At 36.2% G+C, this 17,030-nt stretch carries 14 protein-coding genes; 3 read left to right on the forward strand and 11 right to left on the reverse strand.

The genetic code is table 11. The features are described 5' to 3' along the window. Positions 1–5: 5 nt before the first annotated feature. The 6 genes from glmS to ACWZFG_RS05190 form a co-directional block, all read right to left on the reverse strand. Positions 6–1,835 (reverse strand): glutamine--fructose-6-phosphate transaminase (isomerizing), encoded by a 1,830-nt coding sequence (glmS, locus tag ACWZFG_RS05165; protein ID WP_177504389.1) that lies wholly within the window; start codon positions 1,833–1,835, stop codon positions 6–8. A 324-nt stretch (positions 1,836–2,159) separates the two neighbouring features. After that, the gene (gene glmM, locus ACWZFG_RS05170) at positions 2,160–3,509 is read right to left on the reverse strand and encodes a phosphoglucosamine mutase (RefSeq protein WP_418626527.1); all 1,350 of its coding nucleotides are present in this window, start codon (positions 3,507–3,509) and stop codon (positions 2,160–2,162) included. A 62-nt stretch (positions 3,510–3,571) separates the two neighbouring features. Then, positions 3,572–5,176 (reverse strand): NAD(P)/FAD-dependent oxidoreductase, encoded by a 1,605-nt coding sequence (locus tag ACWZFG_RS05175; RefSeq protein WP_177504393.1) that lies wholly within the window; start codon positions 5,174–5,176, stop codon positions 3,572–3,574. Positions 5,177–5,197: 21 nt separating this feature from the next. Further along, on the reverse strand, positions 5,198–6,118 hold the full coding sequence (locus tag ACWZFG_RS05180) for a CdaR family protein (RefSeq protein WP_147670465.1): 921 nt from the start codon (positions 6,116–6,118) through the stop codon (positions 5,198–5,200). Continuing rightward, positions 6,115–6,933 (reverse strand): diadenylate cyclase CdaA, encoded by an 819-nt coding sequence (gene cdaA, locus ACWZFG_RS05185; RefSeq protein WP_147670463.1) that lies wholly within the window; start codon positions 6,931–6,933, stop codon positions 6,115–6,117. Before cdaA ends, ACWZFG_RS05180 begins: the two co-directional genes overlap by 4 nt. A gap of 262 nt (positions 6,934–7,195) precedes the next feature. Next, a complete protein-coding gene (locus tag ACWZFG_RS05190; RefSeq protein WP_177504395.1) occupies positions 7,196–8,269 on the reverse strand; it encodes a branched-chain amino acid aminotransferase in 1,074 nt (357 codons plus the stop codon). A 478-nt stretch (positions 8,270–8,747) separates the two neighbouring features. On the opposite strand from ACWZFG_RS05190, the gene ACWZFG_RS05195 reads away from it, so the two are divergent. From ACWZFG_RS05195 to ACWZFG_RS05205, 3 genes are read left to right on the forward strand one after another with little or no spacing between them, the layout of a single operon-like run. Next, positions 8,748–9,362, forward strand: coding sequence for a hypothetical protein (locus tag ACWZFG_RS05195; RefSeq protein ID WP_177504397.1), 615 nt, complete (start codon positions 8,748–8,750; stop codon positions 9,360–9,362). A gap of 12 nt (positions 9,363–9,374) precedes the next feature. Next, on the forward strand, positions 9,375–9,914 hold the full coding sequence (locus tag ACWZFG_RS05200) for a prepilin-type N-terminal cleavage/methylation domain-containing protein (RefSeq protein WP_177504399.1): 540 nt from the start codon (positions 9,375–9,377) through the stop codon (positions 9,912–9,914). 2 nt (positions 9,915–9,916) lie between these two features. Continuing rightward, entirely contained in the window at positions 9,917–11,152 is a 1,236-nt protein-coding gene (locus ACWZFG_RS05205; RefSeq protein WP_177504401.1) for a hypothetical protein, read from the forward strand. 48 nt (positions 11,153–11,200) lie between these two features. On the opposite strand, the gene ACWZFG_RS05210 is transcribed toward ACWZFG_RS05205, so the two are convergent. The 5 genes from ACWZFG_RS05210 to argF form a co-directional block, all read right to left on the reverse strand. Further along, complete coding sequence (locus tag ACWZFG_RS05210; RefSeq protein ID WP_177504403.1) at positions 11,201–11,845, reverse strand: glucosaminidase domain-containing protein; 645 nt, start codon at positions 11,843–11,845, stop codon at positions 11,201–11,203. Between the two features lie 30 nt (positions 11,846–11,875). Next, positions 11,876–13,174, reverse strand: a complete 1,299-nt coding sequence (locus ACWZFG_RS05215) for an NCS2 family permease (RefSeq protein ID WP_147670451.1) — start codon at positions 13,172–13,174, stop codon at positions 11,876–11,878. 192 nt (positions 13,175–13,366) lie between these two features. Continuing rightward, complete coding sequence (gene argH / locus ACWZFG_RS05220) at positions 13,367–14,785, reverse strand: argininosuccinate lyase (protein WP_177504407.1); 1,419 nt, start codon at positions 14,783–14,785, stop codon at positions 13,367–13,369. Continuing rightward, the gene (locus tag ACWZFG_RS05225) at positions 14,785–15,996 is read right to left on the reverse strand and encodes an argininosuccinate synthase (RefSeq protein ID WP_147670447.1); all 1,212 of its coding nucleotides are present in this window, start codon (positions 15,994–15,996) and stop codon (positions 14,785–14,787) included. Before ACWZFG_RS05225 ends, argH begins: the two co-directional genes overlap by 1 nt. A 34-nt stretch (positions 15,997–16,030) precedes the next feature. After that, positions 16,031–16,960, reverse strand: a complete 930-nt coding sequence (argF, locus tag ACWZFG_RS05230; protein WP_177504409.1) for an ornithine carbamoyltransferase — start codon at positions 16,958–16,960, stop codon at positions 16,031–16,033. Positions 16,961–17,030 lie beyond the last annotated feature (70 nt).

Genomic DNA, 17,030 nt, shown 5'->3' on the forward strand with positions numbered 1-17,030 from the left:
AATTTTTATTCAACTGTAACCGATTTTGCAAGGTTACGAGGTTTATCAACGTCACAGCCTCTTGTAATTGCTGCATAATAAGCAAGCAATTGAAGTGGAACAACAGCTAAAAGCGGTGCCAATAATTCATCTGTCGTTGGTACTTTAATAATATGATCCACATATTTTTCAATTTGATCATCATTTGCAAGTGCTATCCCAATAACGACTGCATCACGCGCTTTTACTTCTTTGATATTACTCAAAGTTTTTTCATAAACACTTTCTTGCGTAGCAAGTGCAATCACTGGTACACCTTCAATAATAAGTGCTAACGTACCGTGTTTTAATTCTCCTGCCGCATACGCTTCCGCATGAATATAGGAAATTTCTTTTAATTTCAATGAACCTTCTAACGCTACAGCATAGTCTAAGGAACGTCCAATAAAGAACACATCTTCATTAAATCCATATTTTTGCGCAAACGTTTTAATTGGTTCGACATCTTCAAGAATTTCATGAATCTGACTTGGCACTTGACGAAGTGCACCAATGAGATGTTTTGTATAATCTTTTTCAATCGTTTTCTTAATCTCAGACATATAAAGAGATAACATAAACATCATGATCAATTGTGTTGTATAAGCTTTTGTAGAAGCAACCGCAATTTCAGGTCCAGCCCAAGTATAAACTACTTGATCTGCTTCACGAGCAATAGATGAACCAACTACATTCGTTACCGCTAACGTTTTAGAACCAAGGCGTTTCGCTTCTTTTAGTGCAGCTAAAGTATCACTTGTTTCTCCTGATTGACTGATTACGATAGTTAACGTACGATCATCAATAATCGGGGAACGATATCTAAATTCAGATGCAATGTCCACTTCAACTGGGATACGAGCCAATTTTTCAATATAATACTTGCCAACAAAGCCTGCATGATATGCCGTACCACAAGCAACGATGAAAATTTTGCGAATAGAATTTAAAAACTCTTTATTCCATTTTAATTCATCCATTACGATAGCACTATCATCTTTTGCAATACGTGCAGACATTGTTTCACGAACCGCTTTGGATTGTTCATAGATTTCTTTTATCATGAAATGTTCATAGCCGCCCTTTTCCGCAGCTTCTGCATCCCAATTTACTTCAAATACTTTCTTCGTAATTGGCACACCTTCACGATTTGTAATCCAAACAGAATCCGATTTTACAACAGCAATTTCTCCATCACTTACAATATATGTTTTACGCGTTCTGGCAATAATTGCAGGAATATCAGAAGCGATAAAGTTTTCTCCTTCACCAAGGCCAATCACTAATGGATTGTCTTGTTTCGTACAAATTAATCTATCCGGGTCACGGCGAGACATAAATACAAGAGAATAAGATCCTTCAATTTTCTTTAATACTTTACGAACAGTTTCTTCAAAGTTACCATCATATAATTCTTCCATTAAATGCGCAACAACTTCTGTATCTGTTTCTGAAGTAAATACATGACCTTTTTCAATTAAATCTTCTTTTAGGTGCAAGTAATTTTCAATAATTCCATTATGAACGACAACAAAATCACCTGTACAATCTGTATGTGGATGAGAATTGCGATCAGATGGGCGACCATGTGTTGCCCATCTTGTATGCCCAATACCAACCGTACCAGTTGGAAGATTATTTTTAATTTTTTCTTCTAAAGCATTTAAACGTCCTACGCTTTTTTCTACATTTATTTTTTCACCATCAAATACCGCGATACCAGCCGAATCATAACCGCGATACTCAAGTTTTGTTAAACCTTCAATCAAAAACGGCGTTGCTTGCGCTGCGCCTACATAACCAACAATACCACACATAAAAGGATTCCTCCAATAAATTAAAATTCACATGATTATATTTTTTACTATATTACTGATTAAACTGCTTTGTCATACAAATCACTTTGTATTTTTCTCAGTTATTCACGACCTCAGTCAGCCGAGAGGCATCCGCCGACAATTCGATAAACCTCTCCCTCGTCATCTCATCAAATGAGAGCTAGCGCTATAATTATTTTATGATATTCTCTTTACAAATATTCTATCCTCCTCCTTTTTGTCCTTTACATAGAACAGAGGAGCTTAATTGCTCCTCTGCATGTACACATTTTAATATAATATTTCTATTTGGTCAATCATTATTTAACCTTGTTCTTTTTTGACTACATCGGCAATTTCATGACAAATTCGATCAAGCTGTGGTTGGTTAGGTCCCTCTGCCATTACGCGAATTAAAGGTTCTGTACCAGATGCACGGACTAAAATACGTCCGGATTCACCAAGTTCTTGATCACCAGCCATTATCGCCGCTTTAATTTTTTCATTTGCTTCCCATCCAGCTTTATCTCCTACACGTACATTTACCAACAATTGCGGATACCGTGTCATTACTCCGGCAAGCTCGGCAGATGTTTTGCCACTTCTTTTTACAGCTGAAACAAGCTGTAATGCCGTAATAAGTCCATCACCAGTCGTAGAAAATTCACTAAAAATAATATGCCCAGATTGTTCTCCGCCTAAATTATAACCATTTTCCAACATATTCTCTAATACATAACGATCACCAACTGCAGTGATTTCCAATTTACCACCATTTGCTTTAATCACTTGGTGCAATCCAATATTGCTCATCACCGTTGTAACTAAAGTATTATCTTTTAGTGTACCCTGTTTTATTTTCTCTAAAGTACAAATTACCATGATCTGATCGCCATCAATCAATTGTCCTTTATTGTCTATAGCTAAACACCGATCAGCATCACCATCATGTGCAATTCCAATATCTGCTTTATGATCCAGTACCGCCTTTTGCAAACTTTCAATATGCGTTGAACCACAATTGTCATTGATATTCGTACCATTCGGGCGGTCATGAATCACGATAACTTCCGCACCAAGTTGCCTAAATACAATGGGTGAAGTTTCATAAGACGCACCATTGGAACAGTCCATAACAATTTTCATTCCAGCAAAACTATCTTTCACTGTATCAATCGCATAATCAATATATTCATTGATATACTCATGATGATACTCTACTTTTCCCACTTTATCTGCCAATGGGCGATAGTATGTATCATTTGTTTCCATCGTCCGTACAATTTCTTCTAATTCATCTTCTACAGCATCCGGTAATTTATAACCGCTTGCGCCAAAAAACTTAATTCCATTATCATAATATGGATTATGTGATGCAGAAATCACGACACCTGCTTGCGCTTCCATTTTTCGAGTTAAAAAAGCTACTGCCGGCGTTGGCACTACACCAACAAGTACAGCTCTACCACCAGCACTACAAATACCTGCCGCTAATGCAGATTCAAACATTTTTCCTGAAATACGCGTATCACGCCCAATAATAATTACTGGTTGCTTATGCGTATGTTCACCGAAATAAACTGTAGCAGCTCGTCCTAAACGAAATGCTAATTCTGGCGTAAGCTCACGATTCGCTTCACCACGTACCCCATCTGTTCCAAAAAGTCTAGCCAAATTTGTTTGCTCCCTTCAAATCACTCTATTCAATCTATTCAATCTATTAAAATTATCTTGATTTAAAACGACTTATATTTGCGAATTACAGCTAAAGCAGCATTTAATCCATCTAATGCTGCGCTCATAATTCCCCCTGCATACCCTGCACCCTCACCAATCGGATATAATCCCTCAGTACTAATAGATACATACTCTTTATCACGAATAATCCTGCATGGCGCTGACGAACGAGATTCAATACCTGTCATTACTGCTGATGGATGATCAAAGCCTTTAATTTTCCGTCCAAAATCAGGCAATGCATGTCTCAAGGTCTCCGTAATAAACTTAGGCAAACACTCTCTTAAGTCTACTGGAGTTACACCCGGACGATAGGTTGGCTGAATAAGAAAATCTTTACTACCACTTTTACCATTTAGAAAATCTCCAACTGTTTGCACTGGTGCAAAATAATTACTACCGGCACATTCAAACGCCAACTTCTCATATTTGCGTTGAAAAGCAATTCCGGCTAAAACATCACTACCAAAATCCTCTGGTCCAACAGTCACAAGTAACGCACTATTTGCCACACCTGAATCACGTCTAAAGTTACTCATTCCATTCGTTACCACCTGATTGAATTCAGATGTCGCCGCTACAACTTCACCACCTGGACACATGCAAAAAGAATATGCACCACGATTTGTTTCTTTATCTTGATAAGTCAATGCATAATCTGCAACCGGCAGCCGCTCGTGTCCAGCTTCTTTTCCATACTGTACATCATCAATAAAGTTTTGCGGATGCTCAATGCGCACACCTACAGCAAAAGGTTTTGCCTGCATCGCAACCCCTTTTTGATGAAGCATTTCATAAGTATCACGTGCGCTATGACCGATTCCCAACATAAGCAGAGAACATTTTATCTGTGCATCCTGATTTACAACAACGCCACATACTCTACCTTCTTTGATTTCAACATCGGTAACTTGTGCTTCAAATAACACTTCGCCGCCCAATTGGATAATCTTTTTTCTCAAGTTTTTTACCATGATTTTCAGCTTATCCGTTCCAATATGCGGTTTATGTAAATATTTAATCTCCGCTGGTGCGCCGGCTTCCACAAATAAGTTTAACACATCACGCATTTTACTATCATTTACGCGTGTCGTCAACTTACCGTCGGAAAAAGTCCCCGCACCACCTTCACCAAATTGCACATTCGATTGCTCCGATAGTTTTCCAGTTTGCCAAAACAGCTCAATATCGTCATTGCGACGATCAACATCTTTTCCCCGCTCCAATACCAACGGCTTATACCCATGCTGCGCTAAAGTAACCGCTGCTAAAAGTCCTGCTGGCCCAAGCCCCACAATGACAGGGCGCTCTTTTAACCCAATATCACCATAATGAAGAACTTCTCTTTCTTTAGGTTCTACAATCGCAATATTTTTATCATTTTTTAATCTAGCTAAAACTTTTCTTTCCTCTGCGTCAACTTTTACATCCAATAAATACACAAAATAAATTGGACTGTTCTTTCTCCGCCGTGCATCAATAGCTTTACGCACAACAACCACCTCAAGTACAACTTGAGGTGGCATTTTTAAACGTTTTGCTACTAATTCTTTTAAAGGAGAAACATCGTCAAACGGCACATTAAAATTATTTATGCGTAACAATAATCTAAATCTCCTTGTGCTTTATTTCTTTTCTGCAACATCAATCTCAACCTGAATTACATCATTTATTACGGTAATACCAATCGGCAGCTGTAATTTGATCTGCTTTTTCGTCAAGCCTTTGACATCTGCTAAACTAATTGGTTCTGTATATACAACTTCTAATGTATCAACCACACGTTGATCCCCATAGATATCAATCTTCACTGGATTTAAGCGAACACCATGTAATACATAATTTGCCGCTAAATCATCTTTTACATTTGGCTTAATATCTACATATTTTTTATACAATCCTTTGACAACAGATACATCGACTTTGACCACTGCTGGCGTTATTTGTACATCTGAGACTTCTTTTCCATCATTATTCACTGCAACCACTGGAACAGCAACGTTAAAGTCACTGTCTCTACCAGATAAATTTAAATACCCAACAACCTTTGCTACTTCATGTATGGCATTACTTGGTCCTTCAATTCGAACCTTTTCAAATGCAGGAACTACTTTTCCTATCGTCGCCCCAGATTCTAATGCTCCGGAAAAAGCAATTTCAACTGATACATCTTTCTGGACGATTTTATCAATTTCAAAAATTGCACTTTCTGGAGATACAGTAACAACTTCAAATCCTTGTGGCAATGAAGTCTGTATTTTCATTGAATGCTTTCCTTCTGTAGCACCATTTAAATCAACATAAGCTTTAAAATCACGCTCTGTAGCCATAGCAAATAAACTGCGTGGACCTCTTATCTTTAACTTTACAGTCTCAACAGTACGATTCACCACATAGCCATCAGCAGCATTTTGTACTTCTAATGGTACAGTTATATTGCTATCAATTGCGGGATTCTGTTCATTCATCACAAAAAACCATAAAATAATAGCTACAATTAAAGCGATAATTTTCGCAGCAACATTTCTATTTAACATATCCATCATTTCGAGTGCCTCCAATTAAACCAATCCATGATACTGGTTGGACGAGTCGTAAATAATGGTTTAAGATTTTGTTTCAGTTTTTCCGAATCAAGATGACGAGTCAATCGCCCACCTCTTGCAATAGAAATCGTTCCGGTTTCTTCACTCACAACCAGCACAATTGCATCCGATTGTTCCGTAATCCCAATCGCCGCCCGATGTCGAGTTCCGAGTTCCTTACTAAGTGTCCGATCATCCGTTAACGGCAACAAACAACCTGCTGATATCATTCGATTCCCGCGAATAATTGCCGCGCCATCATGCAATGGTGTATTCGGAATAAAAACATTAATTAAAAATTCAGATGATACCAATCCATCAATTTGAATACCCGTTGCAATATAATCACTCAATATATTTTCGCGCTCTAAAACGATTAATGCACCAATCTTATTTTGCGCCAGCACCATGACCGCCTTATCCAATTCGTTGACCAAAGATTTAGCTTCTTCTATATTTAAGAATACAGATTTACCAAATAATTTCCCCTGCCCTAAATGTTCCAAAGTTCGCCTAAGCTCTGGTTGAAAAACCAGAGGTAAAGCAACGAATACAAGCGTAACCGTTTTTTGCATTAACCAATAGATTACATTAAGACCTAGCCAATTACTGACCATTGTAAGCACCAAAAGAACTAAAAGCCCTTTCACTAAAGTGATTGCCCTAGTATCTTTTAGTAGCATATAAAGTTTATATAAAATAAACGCTACAATCAGAATATCAACTATGTCAAGGAAGCTAATGGTTGAAATTAATCCTTTTAATTGTATTGGCATATACAAAACCCCTCAACTTAGTGTTCATAAAAAGCTATTCTCTTTTTTAAGGGTAAAAACCTTTTTTGTTTTGCGATGTTTTTAGATAAATAAGAAAAATAAACCTTAATGCCTATAACACCCTATATATTTTACACCGAAAATATGTCAAATACAAACATTATGACTGCATTTTTCTAATATATATTATTGTATCTAATTATCCATAAAAAATCCCCGAATCATGATTTTTTCAGTCATCGGGGATTCTCTTTCATCCTTATTATAATTTTATAATTTCTTCAACAAAACCTAATGTATCTTTAACTTCACCGCTATGCAATCCCGTAATATGATCATACATCTTTTGCGTAAATGGACCTATTTTCCCATCATTGATAACCATCTTTTCGCCTTTATAATAAAGCTCGCCTACAGGAGAAATTACAGCTGCTGTTCCTGATCCAAATACTTCTTCCAACTCGCCATTTTGATAAGCTTCATGTACTTCATCTATTGTAATACGACGTTCCGCTGTCGGCACGCCCCACTCTTTTGCAACTGATAAAACTGTTTTGCGTGTAATCCCTGAAAGTATACTACCGCAAAGTGCTGGTGTAACAATTTCGCCTTTTATTTTAAATAAGATATTCATTGAGCCAACTTCTTCAATGTACTTACGCTGTACGCCATCTAGCCATAACGTTTGATCATAGCCTTTTTCATGTGCAACAAGGCCAGCATGCAAACTTGCTGCATAATTTGCCGGTGTTTTTGCCTCGCCTAATCCGCCCGGAACAGCACGCACATAAGTATCTTCTACCATAATTTTTACTGGATTAAATCCAGCGGCGTAATAAGCTGCTACCGGGGATAAAATAATCATCATTTTGTATGTAGCACTTACACTAACACCTAAATAAGGATCTGTTGCAAAAATAAATGGACGAATATATAAACTTGTTCCTTTTTTCGCTGGAACCCAATCTTTTTCTATTTCAATTAATTTTCTTAATCCCTGATGAACCGTTTCAACATCGACCTGTGGAATATCAAGAATACGTGCTGAATTATTTAAACGATTAATATGGTCGAGCGGTCTAAAAATAACAATCCGATTGTCATAGGTACGAAAAGCTTTCATTCCTTCAAAAATTGCCTGCCCATAATGAAGCGTACAATTTGCTGGGCTGACAGATATATCACGATATGGAACAATTCTTGGATCATGCCAACCATCCTTCGGATTATAATCCATTTCAAACATATAGTCCGAAAACGCTTTTCCAAATCCAATTTTGGATACATCAGGTTTCTCTTTTAATGTAGCAGTCTGCTCAAATCTAATTTCAGCCATAAAAACATCCCCTTAACGCTAATTCAAAAGATATCTCCGAATTCGTTTCAACTCAGAAAATCCAGAAATATACTTAAATCTATAATTACTTATTATATTTCTCCGATTGTATACATGTCAAGTTTAGAATCATTATTTTCTGATTTATTTCTCCATTCTGTATCTTTAGTATTTAATATATAAACAAAGCTTTCCTACCAGTGGATTTATTCGTAAGATTTTTTCCTACATTATCTAAATTTAGGAAGGATTTTTTGCTATTTTTGTAGAATAACCAATGATAAAGTCAATGATTTATTAAATAGCCCAAAGAAAAATGCAAATATTTGATTATTTTTATTTATTATGTAATCACATATCTTTTTGATTATTTTTAAGTTCAAGTTATTATATCATTATTTAGATATGTGAATTCTTTTTGTTTTCCCAAGAATGACCGGTCATTCAAATTAATTTAATCCACTAGGAGGTAAATTCTTTGAATCAAATTAGTAAAAATCATGGTTTCATTTTAGTAGATGTACTAACAGCTGTTATTGTCATTAGTATTGCATTCATTTCTGTTCTTGGACTTTATATTATGGTTAGTAAAACAAATATTATGAATGACGATGAAAAAGCAGCGGTAATATTAGCACGTACACAAATAAATTATTTAAAACAATATGAATATAGAGGTTTTGACCGATTAAATCTAAACTGGTGGAATATTTGTCCCGAAGTTTATAACCATCCTAGTAATAGAGCAAATGGGCAAGGAGAACATAAATACACTATAGAATGTACGGTTTTACCCGGATACGACTATATTAATGAAACAACAAAATCTCAAATAATAAATAATAATGGCTATCCAATAAAAAGCGGCAATAAAACATTAATTGAGTTAGCAGAGCAAAACAATCAAATTATAAGTATAAAAAATGTTGATGATACGCTTCCGACTTGTGAAATACCTAATGAAATCCTTTCTAAATTCGATATTGTTCCAATAAAAGTCACGGTTACTTGGCAAGAAAATATTAATGGAAATTCGATAGATAGAAGTTATGAAGTCATAAAATATTTTCTCAGCAAGCCTCAAAATTTATAGGAGGTCAACACTATGCAGAAGCAAAAAGGATTTACCTTAATTGAATTGATGATTGGCATTTCTATTCTCACCATTATTCTTTCAATACTATTTTCAGTTTTTTCTTATTCGTATGCAACTAATAGAAACCAACTCTCAAAACAATTTATTGAGACACAAGAAAAATTAATTCATCAAATATTGCAAGAAGAATTTAGAAATATGACTACAATTCAATTACCTGCAAAAGGAATAAAAGATATAAATAAAAATGATGATGATCCTTTCCAAGACACTACTAATCAAACAACTTGTCAATATAGTACATCATCTGGAACTCATCACATGCGCGAAGTCAATGCTTGCTTTATGGTCACAGATGCAAATGGTAATGAAATTCGTCGCACTCCAGAATGCATTGATATTACTCGCTCAACGCTGTTTACTGCCAGCTTTGAAGATCGTCGGTATATCCGCGTTCGAATGTTTCTCCTCGACCCTGATAATCCTAATTATCCAGCAGTTGAATATCAAGAAACTTTCTTCGCACCAAATGTAATAAGGGAGTCGTAATTATGCTTAATGATAAAGGATTTTCTACTGCCATCGCTTTAATTATCACTGCAATAATCCTTACTGTGATGGCAGGATTACTACCAGCAGCAACAAATATGCTACATATGACAAAAATAGATCAAAACGGAGAAATCGCTCAAGCAGTAGCTGAAGCTGGAGCCAAAAGAGTAATTGCCGAGTTTTATGAGGACCTTGATGATAGCCTAATCATTATCGATTATGTCACTCCGCAACGGGTTACAACTGATCCTCATTCTCCTGCTTATACTGCTACTTATACGACTACACATACACATGCTTCCGGAACCAATAATTACACAATAATTTCTACGGGTAGATACAACAATACCGAAAGAACCGTACGGGTAGATGTGCAAGCAAAAACAAAAGAAACTCCAAACTCCTGGAATAGTTTTATGTATGATGAATACTTTTTTGCCTTTGCTGAAGGTAAGATTGATTTATTTGCTGGATTATGGGGAGGAAATATATATTCTAATACTTCAATAGATTTATTCAACTCCATTTCCTATAGCAGTACAATCTACGCTTGCCCTAAAAAAAATGTAAAACATAATGGATTTGTTGGTAGTTTCGCTACTAATAATTATATTAATAATGATGCAGGAATTTATAACCTTCCTGATAGATACATTGAAAACGCTCGTAAATTAGCACCTGAATGGGCTAAGGATAGCAATGTATCGGTATCAACAGCTAACGGGAAAAAAACTTACAAATTATTGCGAGATAAAGCATATCCTCCTGGCGAACGACTTTATATCGATGGGAATTTACTCATTGATGGCGATATCTCCCGCGAATTTCTCTATTTAACTTTGAAATTATCCCGCCCAGGTCAATTAGAAATTTTTGTAGACGGAGACCTTACAATACAAAATTCGGCTTGTATTGGCGATTATATAGAACAAAATCCAAACAAACAAATTTTATTAATTGTTCGAGGTAACGTTCTCGTTAATAATAATGCTGGTCTTGATTATGTCACTTTGATTTCTTTTGGCAATATTACTTTTAAAAGTAGCGATGTTAATTTTTTTGGCGCTATGCAGGCCAAAGGTAACATAATTGCTGAACCTGTATTTTTAAAGGTTGGTTCTATCTTAAAATATAAGCGAAGTGCTATTAAACCATTTCGAGATATTGTAACGATAATTAACTCACCTCCAGGTAAAGTTACACCTGCTGAATTTAAAATTTTAAAATGGCATTGAAAACAGAGGGGGGAATCTCATATTGTGAGATTCCCCCCTCTGTTCGTTCTATTTCGTCGCTAATATATCACTATGAATTTTTAATATCTTTTGACCATACCCATTTCCAGGGATTGCCCATCTTCCATTTAAATCCGACCATGTTTTTGCTTTACCAAAATTGCGTGTAGTTTTTACTACATCATAACGTGGGTCAACAATTGTTGCTTGTGGTTTTTTCGTTGTTGCATATGCCATAATATGTTGAATATGCGCTCTAACGCCAATTTGTGCCGATTTAAACCATGCACCTTTTACACCACCACCTGTAGTACCTAATCCACAATAATTATTTTGACCTGCTAATACTGATCCACCATAGCGGAAGTAGCCAGTTTCTTGTAATGCTTGCGCAAAAGCAATATCCGGTCTGATTCCCTCGCGGTTTCCCTCTTCATAATAGTAATCTACTAATTGTTTAGGACTAACGGTAAGAGACGGTCTTGGATTAGATTTTAACAAGTATTTCAAACATTGCTCTTTTGTTGCAATTGCATCCCCCATAATGGAATATTCCTTGCTATTATTGCCATAGTCTTTTGGCTTATCTACCCATACAAACGGTTTTGCATTTGCAATCATACTAAATCCAGCAAAAACAAAAACAAAGGTCAAACAAACAATAGAAAATTTTTGTATGATCTTATTCTTCATATACTACCTCTACAACTTAAAATTCAAAAATTAGTGATGTAAAAACCCTAGTTGAATAATGAAAAGAACCATAAATACATACATCAATGGATGTACTGTTGATCCTTTACCACGTAACACTTTAATTAGTGGATATACGATAAATCCTACACCAATACCAGTCGCAATACTATAACTGATTGGCATTAAGAACAATACTAGGAATGCAGGAAAAGCTTCCTCCATATCAGACCAATCAATTTTGCGAAGTCCGCCCATCATTAAAAAACCAACAACAATCAAGGATGGTGCTGTAACAGCTGGAACTGAAGCAAGCATTTGCGCGATTGGTGCACAAAATAGTGTAAGTGCAAATAAAATTGCAACAACAACCGCAGTAAATCCTGTACGGCCACCTGCAGCTACGCCTGCACCAGATTCAACATAAGAAGATGTTGGACTTGTACCAAGCATAGCACCGACTGTACTACCAATTGCATCAGCAAGTAAAGCGCCTCTTACTTTTGGGAATTTACCATCTTTAAGTAAGCCCGCTTGCTCAGCAACACCAAGCATTGTTCCAGTAGTATCAAACAAAGTAACAATTAAAAATGTAAATACAATTGCATATAAACCACCACTAAACACACTTTCAACATCCATTTGCATCATTGTGTGTTCAAGACCTGTTGGCATTGAAAAGAAACTTTCTGGAATAACAACTAAACCTTCAAAATATGCAATAACAGCTGTAACAATCATTCCAATAAATAAAGAACCTTTTACATTATAAACCATTAATACAGCTGTAACAATAAGTCCAATAATTGAAAGAAAAGTCATTGGTTCAGCTAAATTCCCCATAGTAACCAAAGTAGCTGGTGAATCTACAATAATTTTTGAATTTTGTAAACCAATAAATGTGATAAAAAGTCCAATTCCTGCTGTAATCCCTTGTTTTAAACTCATAGGAATTGCATCAATTAGAGTATTACGAAATTTTGTCAATGATAATAAAACAAATATAACTGCTGATACAAATACTGCACCTAAAGCACCTTGCCATGCAATTCCACCTGCAATAACGACACCAAAGGCAAAATACGCATTCATTCCCATACCAGGTGCAAGAGCGATAGGATAATTCGCAAAAATCCCCATAATTAAAGTAGCAACAATCGTTGCCCCAATCGTCGCAACAAATACACCATTAAAGTCCATACCTGCTTGACTAAGAATTGCCGGATTTACGATAACTATGTAAATCATAGTAACAAAAGTAGTAAGACCCGCTAATATTTCCGTAGAAATATTCGTCCCACGTTCCGAAAACTTAAACCAGTTATTCACGATTTCTCCCCCTATAAAATCTCTCAAAAAATATTTATGGCACATATTAAAAACAGAAAAAGCTCATAACCCAATAGTCATAAGCTACTTAAAAATATATACCACTTTAGTATTTTATCATATTTATGATAAAATACCAGCTTTTTTGTAAAAATAAACGAGATATTGCCAAAAGCAATATCTCGTTTATTTTTACAACTTAATTTTTTTATCATATTCATCAACAATTACTTGCTGATTTTTCATGATTTCTTTTGCCGTTTTGATTTGTAATTCTACTTGTTGATAAGAAGTACCCCCAAAGGAATTACGGTTTGCTACACAAGTTTCTGGTTTGATTTCTTCTAAAATATCTTCTTCAAATAATGGCGAGAATTGTTTAAACTCTTCTAAAGTTAAATCCATCAACCATTTCTTTTGTTCAATACAGTAATGTACGCTCTTTCCTGAAACTTCATGCGCTTGTCTAAATGGCAATCCTTTTTTTACAAGGTAATCTGCCAAATCCGTTGCGTTGGAGAAATCCTCACGCACAGCTTTTAGCATCACCTCTTGGTTGACACGCATCGCGCGAATCATCGCACTATATACGCTTAAACTAAATTTAACCGTATCAATTGTATCAAATAAACCTTCTTTATCTTCCTGCAAATCTTTATTATATGCAAGCGGTAACCCTTTTGCCGTTGTCAGCATCGCCATTAAATGTCCGATCACTCTGCCTGTTTTTCCGCGTACAAGTTCGGATACATCAGGATTTTTCTTTTGCGGCATCATACTTGAACCAGTACAATGTGCATCGTCTAATTCAATAAATGAAAATTCGCGTGAACACCAAAGAATAATTTCCTCACTGATGCGGCTTAAATGCATCATCATAATTGATGCAAAAGATAAAAATTCTAAGATATAATCACGATCACTAACAGCATCTAAACTGTTATTGTAGACTGCACCAAAATTTAATTGCTCAGCTACAAGCTGGCGATCAATCGGGAACGTCGTTCCCGCTAATGCACCTGCACCAAGCGGCATAATATCTGCCCGCTCATATACGCCTTTCAAACGAGAAAAATCACGATTTAACATTGAAAAATACGCTAACATATGGTGTGCAAAAAGAATCGGTTGTGCCCGTTGTAAATGCGTATATCCAGGCATAATCGCATCTGAATATTTTTCCGCAACTTCAACGAGTGCTTTTTCCATATCAAGCACCAATTTTGCAATATTGGCAGTTTCCTTGCGTACATACATATGCGTATCTAAGGCAACCTGATCATTACGACTACGCGCCGTATGTAGTCTTCCACCTGCTTCACCGATACGATCAGTCAGCCGTTTTTCTATATTCATATGGATATCCTCAAGTGCGACATCAAAAGAAAAATTACCAGCTTCAATATCAGCTAAAATTCCTTGCAAGCCATCAATGATTGCTTTTGTATCACTTTCTGGAATAATCCCGCATTTTGCAAGCATCGTTGCATGAGCAATACTGCCTGCGATATCTTCTTGATACATTCGTTTATCGAATTGAATTGACGCTTGAAATTCATTAATCATTTCATCTGTAGTTTTTGAAAATCTTCCGCCCCAAAGTTTACCCATTATTTACCTTCTTTTTGTTGCATTAAAGCTCTAACTTTTAACGGTAAACCGAATAAGTTGATAAAGCCTTCTGCATCCGCTTGATTATAAACTTCATCACGACCAAATGTAACGAATTCTTCACTGTACAAGGAATAAGGAGATTTGGAACCAGCTGAAATGATGTTACCTTTATAAAGTTTTAGACGAACTGTACCTGTTACAGTTTCTTGTGTCTGATTTACAAATGCATCTAATGCTTCACGTAATTGACTGAACCACATTCCATCATAGACAAGTTCTCCATAACGAATTGCTACAGTTTCTTTATAGTGGAAAGTTGCGCGGTCTAAAGTTAAGTATTCTAATTCACGATGTGCATAATAAAGAATTGCTCCACCTGGATTTTCATAAACACCACGAGATTTCATCCCTACAAGACGGTTTTCAACGATATCAGTAATACCAACGCCATTTGCCGCCCCAATTTCATTTAACTTTGTTAGTAATTCTACTGCGCCAAGCTTTTCACCATCTACAGCTACTGGAATCCCTTTTTCAAATTCAATTTCTACATAAGCAGGTTCATCTGGTGCTTGTTCTGGTGATTTTGTTACAAGATATACATTATCTTTTGGTGCATTCCATGGATCTTCAAGATCAGAACCTTCATGGCTTAGATGCCAGATATTCCTATCCATACTGTATGTTTTATTGCTCGTTGCAACTGGAACATTGTGTTTCGCAGCATAGGCAAGTGCATCTTCACGGGAACGAATATCCCAAATACGCCATGGAGCAACAATTTGTAAATCTGGTGCTAGCGCTTTTACTGTAAGTTCAAAACGAACTTGGTCATTGCCTTTACCTGTTGCACCATGCGCAATTGCGTCTGCGCCTTCTTGACGAGCAATCTCAACTAATGCTTTCGCAATAATTGGGCGTGCGAAAGAAGTACCTAATAAATATTTTCCTTCGTATACAGCTCCTGCTTTTAATGTTTGCCATACGTATTCTTCAAGGAAAGGTTTTGTTAAATCTACGATAAACACTTTGCTCGCACCGGATGCTAATGCTTTATCATGAACAACGTCTAATTCGTCGCCTTGCCCAATATCTGCACAAACTGCAATAACTTCACAGCCATTATAATTTTCTTTTAACCAAGGGATAATTACGGATGTATCTAGCCCTCCGGAATATGCCAATACTACTTTTTTAATATCACTCATTGTTTCCACTCCTCGACTCTAATTACTTTATGTATTAATCACACATCGTTAATGCCATAATGGCTTTTTGCACATGCAGACGATTTTCAGCTTCATCAAAAATTTCATCCGCATGTTTTTCTAAAATCTCTTCACTGATTTCTTCGCCGCGATGTGCTGGCAGACAATGCATTACCATCGCATCTGCTTTCGCATGTCGCATCAATTCTGTATTGATTTGATAATCCTGAAAGATTTTTACCCGTGCATCATGCTCAGCTTCTTGCCCCATGCTTGCCCATACATCAGTATAAACGATATCGGCATCTTTTACTGCCTCAACTCTATCGTTTGTTACTAAAATTGAACCACCCGTTACTTTTGCATCTTCGAGTGCTTTTGCCGTAACCTCTGGGTTTGGTTCATAACCCTTTGGCGTAGCAACAGCAAAATGCATACCAACTTTTGCACAGCCGTACATCAAAGAATGCACCATGTTATTGCCATCACCGACATACGCTAATTTCAGACCTTTTAAGTTTTGTCCTTTATATTCTTGGATGGTCAATAAATCCGTTAATACTTGACATGGATGAAGTAGGTCAGTCAGCCCATTAATTACAGGAATGTCAGCATATTTAGCAAACTCTTCGACATCATCATGATTAAATGTACGAATCATAATCCCATCTAAATATCTTGACATTACTCTAGCAGTATCTTTAATCGGTTCACCGCGACCAATTTGCAAGTCATTCCCCGATAAAAATAATGCACTGCCGCCCAATTGATACATCCCAACTTCAAAAGACACACGTGTTCTCGTCGATGATTTTTGAAAAATCATGCCTAGCGTTTTTCCTTTTAATAAATGATGCTCAATTCCGGCTTTTTGTTTTGATTTTAGCTCTTTTGCCAAGTTAAGAATTTGCTTTACTTCTTCACTTGTTAAATCGTGGATCGATAATAAATCTTTCCCTTTCATTCTATAAAACCCCCATACCGTACTATTATAGCACGCAACAAGAAAATATTTAATACTTTTACCGTTTCAT

The organism is Anaerosinus sp., from assembly GCF_965318445.1.

Bases quoted from the DNA above. Each gene is read 5' to 3' on its own strand.
- glmS (WP_177504389.1), bottom strand. From the start codon at position 1,835: ATGTGTGGTATTGTTGGTTATGTAGGCGCAGCGCAAGCAACGCCGTTT.
- ACWZFG_RS05180 (WP_147670465.1), bottom strand. From the start codon at position 6,118: ATGATGGATATGTTAAATAGAAATGTTGCTGCGAAAATTATCGCTTTA.
- cdaA (WP_147670463.1), bottom strand. From the start codon at position 6,933: ATGCCAATACAATTAAAAGGATTAATTTCAACCATTAGCTTCCTTGAC.
- ACWZFG_RS05190 (WP_177504395.1), bottom strand. From the start codon at position 8,269: ATGGCTGAAATTAGATTTGAGCAGACTGCTACATTAAAAGAGAAACCT.
- ACWZFG_RS05200 (WP_177504399.1), top strand. From the start codon at position 9,375: ATGCAGAAGCAAAAAGGATTTACCTTAATTGAATTGATGATTGGCATT.
- ACWZFG_RS05205 (WP_177504401.1), top strand. From the start codon at position 9,917: ATGCTTAATGATAAAGGATTTTCTACTGCCATCGCTTTAATTATCACT.
- ACWZFG_RS05210 (WP_177504403.1), bottom strand. From the start codon at position 11,845: ATGAAGAATAAGATCATACAAAAATTTTCTATTGTTTGTTTGACCTTT.
- argH (WP_177504407.1), bottom strand. From the start codon at position 14,785: ATGGGTAAACTTTGGGGCGGAAGATTTTCAAAAACTACAGATGAAATG.
- ACWZFG_RS05225 (WP_147670447.1), bottom strand. From the start codon at position 15,996: ATGAGTGATATTAAAAAAGTAGTATTGGCATATTCCGGAGGGCTAGAT.
- argF (WP_177504409.1), bottom strand. From the start codon at position 16,960: ATGAAAGGGAAAGATTTATTATCGATCCACGATTTAACAAGTGAAGAA.